Source organism: Caballeronia sp. LZ024 (genome assembly GCF_031451455.1).
Lineage (GTDB): Bacteria > Pseudomonadota > Gammaproteobacteria > Burkholderiales > Burkholderiaceae > Caballeronia > Caballeronia telluris.
In genome coordinates this window covers 1,335,227-1,348,596 of record NZ_JARUXL010000004.1, presented here as the reverse complement: position 1 = coordinate 1,348,596, position 13,370 = coordinate 1,335,227, and the positions used below count along the sequence as shown (strand labels likewise).

Here is a 13,370-nt window from a genome sequence, read left to right as displayed (position 1 = left end):
CCTTAAATTGCGGTACAAAATCGCAAAAGACTCGCACGAACGCGCGCGGCGTATGTAGAATCCGGCGTTGATACGCGTGCATCGACGCGCACGTATTCTCATGACACTGACCATAACAGGTAGGAGAAACATGCCGACTTCCGCAAAGACCGCTGCCAAGAAAGCCGCACCGAAGGCCGCGACCAAGGCCGCTGCCGCACCGGCGAAGAAAGTAGCAGCCAAGAAGGTTGCCGCGAAGCCCGCAGTCGCGGCCAAGAAGGTTGCGGCGAAGGCATCGGGAACGCTTTCGCCGATCAAGGACACGTTCACGAAGGCATCGCTTGCAGCGCACCTTGCCGATCGCGCGACGGTCGACGTGAAGGCAGTGAAGGCTGTCCTCGCTGCGCTCGAAGACACGATCCTCGGCTCGGTCCACAAGAAGGGCGCGGGTGAATTCACGCTGTCGGGTCTGTTGAAGATCTCGGCGCAGATCGTGCCGGCGAAGAAGAGGCGCTTTGGCAAGGACCCGTTCACGGGTGAAGAGCGCTGGTTCCCGGCGAAGCCGGCGAGCGTTCGCATCAAGGCCCGTCCGTTGAAGAAGCTGAAGGACGCAGCAGCCTGATTTTTTCATCCTTCGGTTTGCGGTTCTGGAAAAAGCCGGCTTCGGTTTCGAAGCTGGCTTTTTTTTATTCGCTCACGTCCTTCCCCGCACGGCCCGCTGCAAGCAATCGAGCAGCAACGAAGCCGCGGGCGTCAACGGACTATCGCGTCGCGTGACCACCCCGACAGAAATCGCAGGCAACCGATCGACGATAGGCAAAACAGCGAGCCCGTCGCCGACCCACGGATGTTCGAGCAACGGCGCGGGCATCGCCGCGAGCATGTCGGAGCCGCGCAGCAATCCATGCGCGATGACGAAGCTCGGACACTCGACCACTCGTTGCGGCACGGCGTACCCAAGATCGCCGAACAGATCGAGCAGCGCGCGCGTCGAACTCTCGGGCGACGAATTCAACAGCCACTCGGCCTCCGACAACGCCGCAAGCGACGTGCAATCCTTCAACGGATGATCCTCGCGCGCGACCACCACCGAGTGACTCTCGTATAACTCGATGTGATCGAACTCCGGCCCGAGATGCTCGGGCACGATCACCGCGACGACGAAATCCAGCGTCCCGTCACGCAACCTAGGCAACGCGACGCCCGGAAATCCCTCGACGAAACTCACGCGCGCGTTCGGCATCTCGCGACGAAACGCGCGATACGCCTGCGGCAAGATCGCGAGCGCCGCCGCCGGCGTCACCGCCGCCGACACGCTGCCGGCCGCCGCGCCCTTCATCTGCGCGATGTCGTCCTCGGCGCGGCGCATTTCGCTCACGACGAGTTGCGCGCGAATCCGCAACTGCTGCCCGAACGCGGTCAACTGAACGCCGCGCGCGGTGCGCAAGACGAGCGGCACGCCGAGATCCTGCTCGATTTCCTTCAGTGCCTTCGTCAACGCGGCCTGCGACAGATGCAGACTGCGCGCCGCGGCGCGAATGCTGCCCTGCTCGGCGACGGTCAAAAAAGCGCGCAACTGGTGATACTTCATAGGGATAAACCAAGGGTTTTCGCCGACAACCAAAGGTGGTCGTAAATTAAATTCACAGTCTTTTGGTTTTCTTTTCGACTTTATATGCTTGGATGCATCAAGTCATCACGCCATTAATGTCAGGAGCTTGCCATGCTGTCAGTCGAACCCGTCCTCCCCGGCATCGCCGCCATCGCGCCCGAACTCATCGCGGTGCGCCGGCGCATCCACGCGCATCCCGAACTCGCGTTCAAGGAGACGGCCACGAGCGATCTCGTCGCCGGCCTGCTCGCCGAGTGGGGCTACGAAGTGCATCGCGGACTGGGCGGCACGGGCGTCGTCGGCGTGATGCGCGAGGGCGAAGGCACGCGACGCATCGGTCTGCGTGCCGACATGGACGCGTTGCCGATCGAGGAAGCCACGGGTTTGCCCTACGCGAGCGCCGTGCCGAAGACGATGCACGCATGCGGCCACGACGGCCACACCGCGATGCTGCTGTGCGCCGCGCGCTATCTCGCGGAAAGCCGGCAGTTTTCCGGCACGCTGAACGTGATTTTCCAGCCCGCCGAGGAAGGCGAGGGCGGTGCGCGCGTGATGATCGAAGAAGGCCTCTTCGAGCAGTTTCCCTGCGACGCCGTCTTCGGTCTGCACAACATGCCCGGCTTCGCGGCCGGCGACATGAGCTTCTGCCCCGGTCCCGGCATGGCATCGAGCGACCGCGTGACGATCACCGTGCGCGGCCACGGCGGCCACGGCGCGATGCCGCATCTCGCGCGCGATCCGATGCCCGCCGTCGCGTCGATCATGCTCGGTCTGAACAGCATCGTCGCGCGCGAAGTGAATGCGCAGCAGGCCGCGGTGGTATCGGTCGGCAGCGTGCAGGCAGGCGATACCCACAACGTCATCCCGCAGTCCGCGCTGATGAAGCTCTCCGTGCGCGCGCTCGACGCGGGCGTGCGCAAGCTGCTGCAGGAGCGCATCACGGCGCTCGTCCACGCGCAGGCGGCGGCTTACGGCTGCGAAGCGCAGATCGACTACGAACTGGGTTATCCGGTGCTCGTGAACCACGCCGAACCGACCGCCTTCGCCGCCGATGTCGCGAAGAAGATGCTCGGCGCGCAGCGTGTCGACGATGCCGCCGCGCCGCTGATGGGCAGCGAGGACTTCGCCTTCATGCTCGAAGCCTGTCCGGGCAGCTATGCGTGGATCGGCAACGGCATCGGCAGCAAGGGCGGCTGCATGGTCCACAACCCGGGCTACGACTTCAACGACGACATCCTCGCGATCGGCGCAAGCTACTGGGTGCGCCTCGCCGAAGCGTATCTGGCCGACTGACCGCCGAACGTACGTTCACCTCATCCGCCGCATCGCGCACCGAGAGACATCATGGAAACCCCGACGCTGACCCGCCTCAACGACGCAGCCGCTCCGCCGCCCGCGCCGATCACCCGCAAGCAGAGTCGCACGCGGCTCGTGACGGCGGCGGCCGTCGGCAACGCGCTCGAGTTCTACGACTTCACCGTCTACGGTTTTTTCGCGCTCCTGATCGGCAAGCTGTTTTTCCCGGTTCACGATCCGATCGGCCAGTTGCTGCTGGCGGTGGCGAGCTTCGGCGTCGGCTTCTTCACGCGGCCGGTGGGTGGTCTGTTGATCGGCATGTACGCCGACCGCGCCGGCCGCAAGAAAGCGATGGTGCTCACGCTCGGGCTGATGGCGCTCGGCACGGCGATGATCGCGTTCGCGCCGACCTACGCGCAGGTCGGCATCGCCGCGCCGGTGATCCTGGTCGTGGCGCGGCTGATCCAGGGCTTTTCGGCGGGCGGCGAAGTCGGCGCATCGACCACATTGCTGCTCGAACAGGCGCCCGCCAACCGGCGCGGTCTGTATGCGTCGTGGCAGTTCGCGAGTCAGGGACTCGCCGCGATGGCGGGCGCGCTGACGGGCGTCTGGCTGACCGCGGCGCTCTCGCCCGCGCAGCTCGAAAGCTGGGGCTGGCGCGTACCGTTCGTGATCGGCACGCTGATCGTGCCGGTCGGCTGGTGGCTGCGCAAGACGCTCGACGAAGAGCCGCCCGCAGCGCGCGCGGCAGAGAAGGGCAAGGCGCCGAAAGTGCCGCTGATCGACGTGCTGCGCGACCATCGCCGCGCCGTGCTCACGGGTCTCGGCCTCACGATCGGCGGGACGGCGGCGCACTTCATCATCGTGTTCTATCTGTCGATCTACGGCGTCAAGATGCTCGGCCTGCCCGCGTGGACGGCGATGCTTTCCGGCTGCGTCTCGGGTGCGATTCTCTTTGTGCTTGCGCCGATCGGCGGCTATCTGTCGGACCGCTTCGGCAGAAAGCGCATGGCGCAGGTGACGCGCGTTCTCCTGATGCTCGCGATCTATCCGGCGTTCGTCGCGCTGAACCGCTGGCCCACGGCGACGACCTTGCTCGCCACCGTGACCCTGCTGTCGTGCGTGCACGGCATCAACATCGGCGGCGTCGGCGCGATGCTCGGCGAGCTGTTCCCGCGTTCGGTCCGCGCGACGGGCGCCGCCGTCGTCTACAGCCTCGGCGTCGCTATCTTCGGCGGCTTCGCGCAGTTCTTCGTCACCTCGCTGATCGTCCTGACGGGCAGCACGCTCGCGCCCGCGTGGTATGTCATCGCGTGCGGCGCACTGAGTCTGATCGGCGTGGCGTACATGCGAGAAAGCGCGGGCACGGCGCTCGACTGATTGTTAAAGCAAATGGAATGAAGTTGGCAGCCGCCGGATGATTATCCTGGCGTCGAAATGATCCATGATTCGCTTCATCTGCTCACATTTGTCGAGAGGGACGCGAATCATGAACGCCAACAGTCAATCCAAGGTCGCCATCGTCACCGGCGCGGCGCGCGGCATCGGCGCGGAAGTCGCCCGGCGGCTCGCGAGCGATGGCTTCGCCGTCGCGATCAACTTTGCGTCGAGTTCGAAGGAGGCCGATGCGCTCGTCACCGAACTGGCGGCCAAGGGTGCGAAGGCGATCGCGGTGAAGGCCGACGTCGCGAGTCCGGACGACGTGCGCGCGATGTTCGAGACCACCGAAGCGCAGCTCGGCCACGTCGATGTGCTCGTGAACAACGCAGGCGTGCTGAAGACGGTGCCGCTCGCCGACACCACCGACGCGCTCTACGAACAGACCTTCGACATCAACGTGCGCGGCACCTTCAACACATTGCGCGAAGCGGCGGCGCGGATGAACGAAGGCGGGCGCATCGTCAATTTCTCCAGCACGACGCTCGCGTTGAACATGCCGGGCTATGCGGTCTACAACGCGACGAAAGCGGCGGTCGAAGCCTTTACGCACGTGTTCGCGAAGGAATTGCGCGGCCGCAACATCACGGTGAACGCGGTGGCGCCGGGGCCAATCGCGACATCGCTCTTTCTCGACGGCAAGACCGCCGAACAGATCCAGACCTTCGCGAACATGCCGCCGCTGCAACGTCTGGGGCAGCCGGAGGATATTGCATCGGTCGTGGCGTTTCTTGCCGGGCCGGATGGCGGCTGGATCAACGGGCAAATCCTGCGCGCGAATGGCGGGATCGCCTGACGGCCGAGGGCGCTTGCTTTTGCGCGCGGCATGCACTCGTTCGATGCGCTTTCGGCTCCGCACCCGTGGAGCATCGCTTTGGGCCTTGCCCTTCAAAAAATGGCACACCTCGTGCTTTTTAACAGCGATACTTAGATATCGCCGTTGGGGTTGATGCTTTTCTGTGCTTCTATGGAGCTTGTTTTCTTTGTGGTCTATTAGCACTGCCCCTGTCCGGGGCGGGACTTACTTTCTTTGGCTAGCGCAAAGAAAGTAAGCAAAGAAAGCAGCTTTTTCAGGCAGCAGTCGCAGCACCGTCAACGCACTAGCATTACTGAGTGGACATACCGCCTAAGTGTCGCCCTCAAAGGACAAGAGGGACTTGGTCCGATTAACCATTGTGTCATCGCACAGCGAACGTGTTGGCACAGCAGTCATTCATCCGTTTTCGCTTCGCTGGACGAGGGGTGCACGAGTCGCGCAGTTGAGCTTCGCGGTTGTGCCCCTCGTCCGAGCGAAGCCTGGACGGAGCTGAACGGAGCGCATACCACTTTGTTGAAGTTCGGGAGGTGTCAGTCGTACTGCGCGCCAAGCCGGGTGGATGTTTGAGGGCGACACTTAGGCGGTATGTCCACTCAGTGCATCAATTGCGTTTTCGCTTGGCGACTGCTGCCGAGAAAAGCTGCTTTCTTTGCTTACTTTCTTTGCGCTAGCCAAAGAAAGTAAGCCCCGCCCCCGGACAGGGGCAGAGCCAATAGACCGACGCGAAAGCAAGTTCCAAAGAGCAGAAAGGCATCAAACGGTGTAAGCACAACCTAAAACCAACCCACCCGAACGGCCGCGCCAAAAACCAAGGACGCCACGATGCAGATCTACGATGAAATGCGTCACGACGAAACCGTGCGGGCACACTACGCCCGTTTTTCGCGCTGGCTCGCGTCGCAGACGCCCGAGACCATCGCGAGAAAGCGCAAGGAAGCGGACCTGCTGTTTCGCCGCGTCGGCATCACGTTCGCCGTGAACGGCGACCTCTCGGGCAGGGAGCGCCTGATCCCCTTCGACATGATCCCGCGCATCATTCCCGGCGACGAATGGCGCACGCTCGAAGCGGGCCTCAGGCAGCGCGTGCGCGCGCTCAATCTCTTCATCCACGACATCTATCACGACCGCGACATCGTGCGCGCCGGCCGCGTGCCCGCCGAGCAGGTCTACACGAACGCGCAGTACCGCGCGGAGATGCAGGGCGTCGACGTGCCGCTCGATGTCTACGCGCACATCGCGGGCGTCGACGTGGTGCGGGCAGGGGACGAGGGCGAGTTCTTCGTGCTGGAGGACAACCTGCGAGTGCCGTCGGGCGTGTCGTACATGCTCGAAAACCGCAAGATGATGATGCGCCTCTTCCCCGAGCTGTTCGTGCAGAACCGCGTCGCACCCGTCGCGCACTATCCAGACCTGCTGCTCGAAACCCTGCGCTCGATCGCGCCGGCGGGCGTCGACGATCCGGTCGTCGTCGTGCTCACGCCCGGCATGTACAACTCGGCGTATTTCGAGCACTCGTTCCTCGCGCAGCAGATGGGCGTGGAGCTGGTCGAGGGCAAAGACCTCTTCGTCGACGAGAACTACGTCTTCATGCGCACGACGCAGGGCCCGCGCCGCGTGGACGTCATCTATCGCCGCCTCGACGACGACTTCCTCGACCCGCTCGCGTTCCGCGCGGATTCGGCGCTCGGCATTCCGGGGCTGCTCACGTCATACCGGGCGGGACGCGTGGCGCTCGCAAACGCGATGGGCACCGGTATCGCCGACGACAAATCGATCTATCCGTTCGTGCCCGACATGATCGAGTTCTATCTCGGCGAGAAGCCGATCCTGAACAACGTGCCGACCTACCAGTGCCGCAAGGCCGACGATCTCGCCTACACGCTCGCGCATTTGCCGGAACTCGTCGTGAAGGAGGTGCACGGCGCGGGCGGCTACGGGATGCTCGTCGGACCGGCTGCGACGAAAGCGGAGATCGAATCGTTTCGCGAGCGGCTCGTCGCGCGCCCGAGCGGCTACATCGCGCAGCCGACGCTCGCGCTCTCCGCGTGCCCGACCTTCGTGGAATCGGGCGTGGCGCCGCGCCATATCGACTTGCGGCCGTTCGTGCTGTCCGGGCGCGAGGTCAACATGTGCGCGGGCGGGCTGACGCGGGTCGCGCTGAAGGCGGGCTCGCTCGTCGTCAATTCGTCGCAGGGCGGCGGCACCAAAGACACCTGGATGGTGGAATGAGCCATCCGCCGGACATCGCGTGTTTTGCAGCGGGACGACAAGGAACGGATCAACATCATGCTAAGCCGCACCGCCGATCACCTTTTCTGGATGGCACGCTACATGGAGCGCGCGGAGAACACGGCGCGCATGCTCGACATCAACTCGCAAGGCCTCCTGCTGCCGCAGACGCCCGAGCAGGAAGCGCGCGCGCAGCGCTCGGTGCTGCGCATCTCCGAACTGGAAGAGATGTTCGCCGAGCGTCATCCGGGGTCGGAATCTCGCGGCGACATGCTCGACTTCATGGTCGCCGACCCGGGCAATCCGTCGAGCATCATCGCGTGCCTGCATGCGACGCGCGAGAATGCGCGCGCCGTGCGGGGCACGCTCACGACCGAAGGCTGGGAGACGATCAACTTCACCTGGCTCGAATTCAACGAGCGGCTCGCCACGGGCGAACTGTCGCACAGCCCCGACACGCTCTTCGAATGGGTCAAGTACCGCTCGAACCTGTGCCGCGGCGTGATGGCCGGCACCGCGCTGCGCGACGACGCGTACTACTTCATGCAGATCGGCACCTTTCTGGAGCGCGCGGACAACACGGCGCGCATTCTCGACGTGCGCTTCGCCGACGCCGAGCCGAACTCGCGCGAGGCCGCCCGCCAGCTCGAGGACTTCTATTACTGGACGTCGATCCTGAGTTCGGTGTCGGCGCTGGAGATCTACCGCAAGGTGTATCGCGATGTCGTGACGCCGTCGCGCGTCGTCGAATTGCTGATCCTCAATCCGCACATGCCGCGCTCGCTGCTCGCGTCGCTCGACGGCGTCTGCGATACGCTCGTCAGGCTGCGCACGACCAACTCGAACGAGTGCGAGCGCTTCGCGGGCAAGCTGCGCGCGGACGTGCTCTATGCGGACATCCGCCAGATTCTCGAAACGGGCGTGCACGCGTGGCTCACGCAGTTCTTAAAGCGCGTCGATGAACTGGGCCTGCGCGTGATGCGTTCGTTTCTCATGCTTCCGCTCGGCTAAAGCGGGCCCAAGCGCCGGGCCGACGCGGCACGCAACATCGAAGGACCGACCATGCTTCTCACCATCCGCCACGACACCAACTACCGCTACGCCGCGCCTGTGCTGTACTCGATCCAGCAGTTGCGGCTCACGCCCGCGAACGGCGCGGCGCAACTCGTGCGGCATTGGGTCGTCGATGCGCCCGGGCAACTCGACGTCACCCGCGATGCCTACGGCAACACGCTGCACACGCTCGTGCTGACGAAGCCGCATAGCGAGATCCATCTGTCGGTGGCGGGTGAAGTCGAAACGACGCCGCTCGACGATGGCCGTCTCTGGGACGACGCCGGTCCGATCCCGCTCGAGCACTACACGTGTCCGACCCTGCTGACCGAACCGGACGCGGCGATCCATGATCTCGCGCACCAGTTGCCGTCGATCGACACGCCCGCTGCGCTGATCGCGCTCGCGGAACGCATCGCGGACGGCATCGCGTACCAGCAGGGCGTGACGGAAGTAACGAGCCCGGCCGCCGAGGCGCTCCGGCTCGGCAAGGGCGTCTGCCAGGATCACGCGCATCTGATGCTCGCCTGCTGCCGCGCGCGCGGCGTGCCGGCGCGCTACGTAAGCGGCTATGTGGAACCCGGCGAGGTCGATCGTGCCGCGAGTCACGCCTGGGTCGACGTGTGGCTCGGCGACGGCTGGGTGTCGGTCGATGTCACCCATGCGCGCTTCGCGAGCGCTCGCTACTGCCGGCTCGCCGTCGGGCGCGACTACGAGGCCGCAGCGCCGGTGCGCGGCTCGCGGGTTGGCGGCAAGGAGGAGCGTTTGAGCGTGCATGTGTCCGTCGACTCACAGGCCGACCAATGAGCGCACGCGATCCTCAAGCCGCCGCCAGAATCTGCCGTAAAGTAGGGTGAAGTCAGGGCCGGCGGTGAAACACTGAGTATCGCTGCCGGCGGATGCCGCATCGCAACGACGTCAGTACAATGACGTTTTTGCATTTCATCGGAACAGAAAGTCATGACTTATTGCGTGGGTATGTGCGTCGACGAGGGACTCGTCTTCCTGTCGGACACGCGCACCAACGCCGGCGTGGACCACGTAAGCGCCGCGCGCAAGATGGCCGTGTTCGAGCAGCCGGGCGAACGCGTCCTGGTGCTGCTCGCGGCCGGCAATCTGGCGCTGACGCAGGCCGTCACGCATCTGCTCGCCGCGCCCGCCGACCCCGAAAGGCCGACGCTCTATAACGCGACGAACATGGCGGAAGCGGCGCGCATCGTCGGCGATGCGGTGCGCGAAGTGCACAAGCGCGACGCGCTCTCGCTCGCCGAATTCAGCGTCGACTTCAATTGCAGCTTCATTCTCGGCGGCCAGATCGGCACGCAAAGCCCACGGCTTTTCATGATTTACGCGGCAGGCAACTTCGTGGAATCGACGCGCGTGAGCCCGTATTTCCAGATCGGCGAGTCGAAGTACGGCAAGCCGATCATCGACCGCGTCATCACGCCCGCCACGCCGCTCGACGAAGTGGCGAAGTGCGCGCTGATTTCGATGGATTCGACGCTGCGATCGAACCTCTCGGTGGGACTGCCGCTCGATCTGTTGGTCTACGAGAAGGATTCGCTGTCCGTCACGCGTTTCGCGTCGCTCGACAACGACAGCGAATACTTCCAGATGATCCATCGCACATGGGGCGAGCGGTTGCGGCAGATTTTCGGCGAGATTCCGAATCCGACGTGGACCGATTCCGCCGACGTGCCGCGTCGCGAGCGCGAGCAGAACGCGAGCGTGCCGCGTCTCGTGATCGGCGATTTGCCATGTCCCGAATCCCCCGCGCAGACGCTCGCGCAAACCGATCCGGGCGCGACGCAGCAGTAACCGCTGCCGGATTCGCCGGGCGCGCACGCAAACGGCGCGCATAAAAAAACCAGCCGCGAGGCTGGTTTTTTTGTACCGCAGTCGAAGACACGCCGCGCGAGCGGCGCATCCCGAGCCGTCTTTAGAACTTGTGACGGATACCGACGATCACGAGTTCCTGATGGCTGCTGCCGCTTTCGTAGCCATACGAGCCGATCGAAGCTTGCGCGTCCGACGTCGTGCCGTCCGCGTTGCGCTGCGTGCCGCTCGCGTGCTGGTAAGCGCCGACAGCGTACAGGTCGGTGCGCTTCGACAGCGAGTAGTCCGCGCCGAGCGATGCCTGATGGTACGTCGCCGACGTGTCGCCGCTAGCCTTCATGTACGTGTAGCCCAGACCCAGCAACAGCGCCGGGGTAGCCTGGAAGTTCACGAAGCCGGTGCCGATGTTGTACTTTTCCTTCGACGTGAAGATCGAGTTGCCGTCGTTCTTGTACTGCGAGTTGCTGTACGACGCACCGAACGTCACCGGGCCGAATGCGTACTGGCCGGCGGCACGGGCGATAGCGACCGAGTGAGCCGTCTGGTAGCCGACGTTGACCGGGCTGTTGAACAGCGAGTCCGACGTCGTGCTGTTCCAGCCGTTGATCGCGCCAGTGGTCGGGTTCGCCACGGGGCGGCCGGCGCTCGGGTTGTTCGCGTAGAAGTAACCAGCAGCAAGAGCCAGGGGGCCGTTGTTGTAGGTCGCTGCACCCGCCCACGTCTGGCCTTGGCCGGTTGCGCCTGCCAGGCCGCTGAACGCGTACAGGCCTTCGAACTGGAAGCCGGCGAAGTTCGGCGAAACGTACTTCACTGCGTTCGACACGCGCAGGCTGTTGTCGTAGTTGTCGACGTCGCCCGGCGTTGCAAACGCGCTGCCGAAGTAGTTGTCGGCGGTGATGCCTTGAACCATGTCGACCAGCGGGTCATATTGACGGCCGACCGTCACGGTGCCCCACGAGTCGCCCGTCAAACCGACGAACGCTTGACGGCCGAATTCGCGGCCGCCCTGGCCGAGTTGGCCGGTGCCGACGTCAAAGCCGCTTTCCAACTGGAAGATCGCCTTCAGACCGCCGCCGAGGTCTTCCTGACCCTTCAGGCCCCAACGGTCGCCGGACAGGTTGCCGTTGATCATGCCGTACTGGTGGTCGCCGTTTGCGTTGGCGTTGCTGACATAGCCGAGACCTGCGTCGATCACGCCGTACAGCGTCACGCTGGATTGTGCTTGTGCCGCACCAGCTGCGCCGAGCAGTGCCAGCGAGAGGGACGTCAGTGCGAGTCGTTTCATCGAATTCTCCACGCGAATGATTAAAATCGTTGTTGCCGGCGCAGAGAATAACGCAGTGTTTCAAAACTTAAGAAACGAAAAAAATAGACTGTCTCGAAAAACAGACACTTCGCCAAATGGCCGCCGGTAAAGGGTTTGCGAACTTTTCGCGGGTGTTTTCGGGACGACAGAACGGCTGCGGAAAAGTTCCGTGCACGCACCGTCGGCCATCGGGCGTGTGACCCGCCTACTGATTAGATGCGCCGATTACCGTTACTTTTGGTAACAAAGAAATCGCTGCGAACAGCCGTTCGACAAGGTTTCAGGCGCTCGGCGGGCGAGGACCGGCGCGGCGCGAATCGCGGTTCGACAGCAGCGCGACCGCCATGCCCGCGCTCGCCGCGACCAGCACCGCGCGCCACGGATGGCGTCGCACCATCTCGTTGGCCTGCGTCGCCTTGCGGCTCGCGCCGATCAAGGCATCGGCAGTGACGCGCGTGGCCGTCGTCTCGGCGCGCGCTACCTTGCGCGAGATCGCGAGCGCGCGGCTTATCGCGGAGACTTTCGCGCGCGCCTGCTGCGTGAGTTGCTGCGTGCGGCCGCGGCGCGTGCCGATCGAACGGCGTGCGCCCGCGGGCACCATCGCAGCGGACGCGCCGCCGGGGGCGGGCGCCAGGCTGCCGTCGGTTGCCGCGCCGGCGGCGCGCGTCGACGAGGCGAGCAGCGAGCCGATTTTCGCGCGGCTGCCGGGCGGCACGCGGTCGTTCTGGACGCCCCACGCGCCGCGCGGATCGTGCAGGCGCGCGCGGGCCGCCGAAAATTCCGCGCCGAGCAGCAGCACGGCTGCGGAAAAATAGAGCCACATCAGCAGCACCGCGAGCGAGCCGGCCGCGCCGAACGCGCTCGCCGTGCCAGCGTGGGTCAGATAGAACGCGAACAGTTTCTTGCCGGCCGAAAACAGCACCGCCGACATCACGCCGCCGACGAGCGCGTCGCGCCACTCCACGCGCGCGTCGGGCAGCAGCTTGAGCAGCGCCCCGAACGCGACGGTCAGGATCATCAGGCCTGCGATGAGCTGCACGATGTCGCCGATGATCACGAACGGCGAATCGCCCCAAAGCCACATGCCGACCGCCTGGATCGCGGTATCGAGCACGAGCGACACGATCAGCAGGAACGCGACGCCGAGCACGAGCCCGAACGAGATCAGCCGCACGCGCACGAGCGCGAACACGCTCGATTTCTGGTCGCCGGGGACGGGCCACACCAGATTGAGCGCGGTATTGAGCGAAGAAAAAGTCGCCGACGCGCCCACGGCCAGCAGCACGAAGGAGATGATCGCCGCGAAGCCGGTTCCGCCGCTGCGATGGGCGTTTTCGACGATACTCTGCACGCCCGCCGCCGCCTGATCGCCGATCAGGCCGTTCACCTGATGAAAGAGCTGACCGCGCGCGGCTTCGGCGCCAAACACCCAGCCGGCGACCGCGATCACCATGACGAGCGTCGGCGCGAGCGAAAAGGCGGAGTAGAACGCGATGCTCGCCGCCATTGCCGCGCAGCGGTCCTCGCCGAACTGCTTGAGCGCGCCGACGACCCAGGAGGCGTCCTTCTTGACGACCGCTTGCAGCTTTTGCGTGGACAAGGTGCTCATCGCCGACCTCTGTGACTCGTAGATGGAATGTTCCGGGGACTGCGCGTTCGCTTCGGTCGAGCACGATCCGTTCCAGAACCGATGGTTCGGTGCGGCTCGCGCGTTTGGATCGCGGATTGCCATGACGATCGGCAGTAAGCGCTGCTGTTGCATGGAACAAATTCCACGAATTCTTTGCGGTGACACGTAGAATCCG

At 64.5% G+C, this 13,370-nt stretch carries 11 protein-coding genes; 8 read left to right on the top strand and 3 right to left on the bottom strand.

The genetic code is table 11. The annotated features are described in order from the left end of the window. Nucleotides 1-130: 130 nt before the first annotated feature. Entirely contained in the window at nt 131-601 is a 471-nt protein-coding gene (locus QCE48_RS28420; protein ID WP_309782086.1) for an HU family DNA-binding protein, read from the top strand. Nucleotides 602-673: 72 nt separating this feature from the next. Here the strand turns inward: QCE48_RS28420 and QCE48_RS28415 are convergent, their stop codons facing one another. Further along, on the bottom strand, nt 674-1,570 hold the full coding sequence (locus tag QCE48_RS28415; RefSeq protein WP_309782088.1) for a LysR substrate-binding domain-containing protein: 897 nt from the start codon (nt 1,568-1,570) through the stop codon (nt 674-676). A gap of 132 nt (nt 1,571-1,702) precedes the next feature. On the opposite strand from QCE48_RS28415, the gene QCE48_RS28410 reads away from it, so the two are divergent. From QCE48_RS28410 to QCE48_RS28380, 7 genes are all read left to right on the top strand, one after another. Further along, the gene (locus QCE48_RS28410) at nt 1,703-2,884 is read left to right on the top strand and encodes a M20 aminoacylase family protein (RefSeq protein WP_309782089.1); all 1,182 of its coding nucleotides are present in this window, start codon (nt 1,703-1,705) and stop codon (nt 2,882-2,884) included. Between the two features lie 51 nt (nt 2,885-2,935). Next, nucleotides 2,936-4,267, top strand: a complete 1,332-nt coding sequence (locus QCE48_RS28405) for an MFS transporter (protein ID WP_309782090.1) — start codon at nt 2,936-2,938, stop codon at nt 4,265-4,267. Between the two features lie 109 nt (nt 4,268-4,376). Beyond that, complete coding sequence (locus QCE48_RS28400) at nt 4,377-5,120, top strand: SDR family oxidoreductase (RefSeq protein ID WP_309782092.1); 744 nt, start codon at nt 4,377-4,379, stop codon at nt 5,118-5,120. 843 nt (nt 5,121-5,963) lie between these two features. Continuing rightward, the gene (locus QCE48_RS28395; RefSeq protein WP_309782094.1) at nt 5,964-7,370 is read left to right on the top strand and encodes a circularly permuted type 2 ATP-grasp protein; all 1,407 of its coding nucleotides are present in this window, start codon (nt 5,964-5,966) and stop codon (nt 7,368-7,370) included. 57 nt (nt 7,371-7,427) lie between these two features. Beyond that, entirely contained in the window at nt 7,428-8,381 is a 954-nt protein-coding gene (locus tag QCE48_RS28390; RefSeq protein WP_309782095.1) for an alpha-E domain-containing protein, read from the top strand. Between the two features lie 51 nt (nt 8,382-8,432). Beyond that, complete coding sequence (locus QCE48_RS28385) at nt 8,433-9,230, top strand: transglutaminase family protein (RefSeq protein ID WP_309782096.1); 798 nt, start codon at nt 8,433-8,435, stop codon at nt 9,228-9,230. Between the two features lie 153 nt (nt 9,231-9,383). Next, a complete protein-coding gene (locus tag QCE48_RS28380) occupies nt 9,384-10,241 on the top strand; it encodes a proteasome-type protease (protein ID WP_309782097.1) in 858 nt (285 codons plus the stop codon). A 121-nt stretch (nt 10,242-10,362) separates the two neighbouring features. Here the strand turns inward: QCE48_RS28380 and QCE48_RS28375 are convergent, their stop codons facing one another. Beyond that, entirely contained in the window at nt 10,363-11,544 is a 1,182-nt protein-coding gene (locus QCE48_RS28375; RefSeq protein WP_116566465.1) for a porin, read from the bottom strand. Between the two features lie 301 nt (nt 11,545-11,845). Then, on the bottom strand, nt 11,846-13,174 hold the full coding sequence (locus tag QCE48_RS28370; protein WP_309782098.1) for a YihY/virulence factor BrkB family protein: 1,329 nt from the start codon (nt 13,172-13,174) through the stop codon (nt 11,846-11,848). Nucleotides 13,175-13,370: the final 196 nt, after the last annotated feature.

Coding starts and splice junctions, on each gene's coding strand:
- QCE48_RS28420 (WP_309782086.1), top strand. CDS start 131: ATGCCGACTTCCGCAAAGACCGCTGCCAAGAAAGCCGCACCGAAGGCC.
- QCE48_RS28410 (WP_309782089.1), top strand. CDS start 1,703: ATGCTGTCAGTCGAACCCGTCCTCCCCGGCATCGCCGCCATCGCGCCC.
- QCE48_RS28395 (WP_309782094.1), top strand. CDS start 5,964: ATGCAGATCTACGATGAAATGCGTCACGACGAAACCGTGCGGGCACAC.
- QCE48_RS28390 (WP_309782095.1), top strand. CDS start 7,428: ATGCTAAGCCGCACCGCCGATCACCTTTTCTGGATGGCACGCTACATG.
- QCE48_RS28415 (WP_309782088.1), bottom strand. CDS start 1,570: ATGAAGTATCACCAGTTGCGCGCTTTTTTGACCGTCGCCGAGCAGGGC.
- QCE48_RS28370 (WP_309782098.1), bottom strand. CDS start 13,174: ATGAGCACCTTGTCCACGCAAAAGCTGCAAGCGGTCGTCAAGAAGGAC.
- QCE48_RS28385 (WP_309782096.1), top strand. CDS start 8,433: ATGCTTCTCACCATCCGCCACGACACCAACTACCGCTACGCCGCGCCT.
- QCE48_RS28400 (WP_309782092.1), top strand. CDS start 4,377: ATGAACGCCAACAGTCAATCCAAGGTCGCCATCGTCACCGGCGCGGCG.
- QCE48_RS28375 (WP_116566465.1), bottom strand. CDS start 11,544: ATGAAACGACTCGCACTGACGTCCCTCTCGCTGGCACTGCTCGGCGCA.
- QCE48_RS28405 (WP_309782090.1), top strand. CDS start 2,936: ATGGAAACCCCGACGCTGACCCGCCTCAACGACGCAGCCGCTCCGCCG.
- QCE48_RS28380 (WP_309782097.1), top strand. CDS start 9,384: ATGACTTATTGCGTGGGTATGTGCGTCGACGAGGGACTCGTCTTCCTG.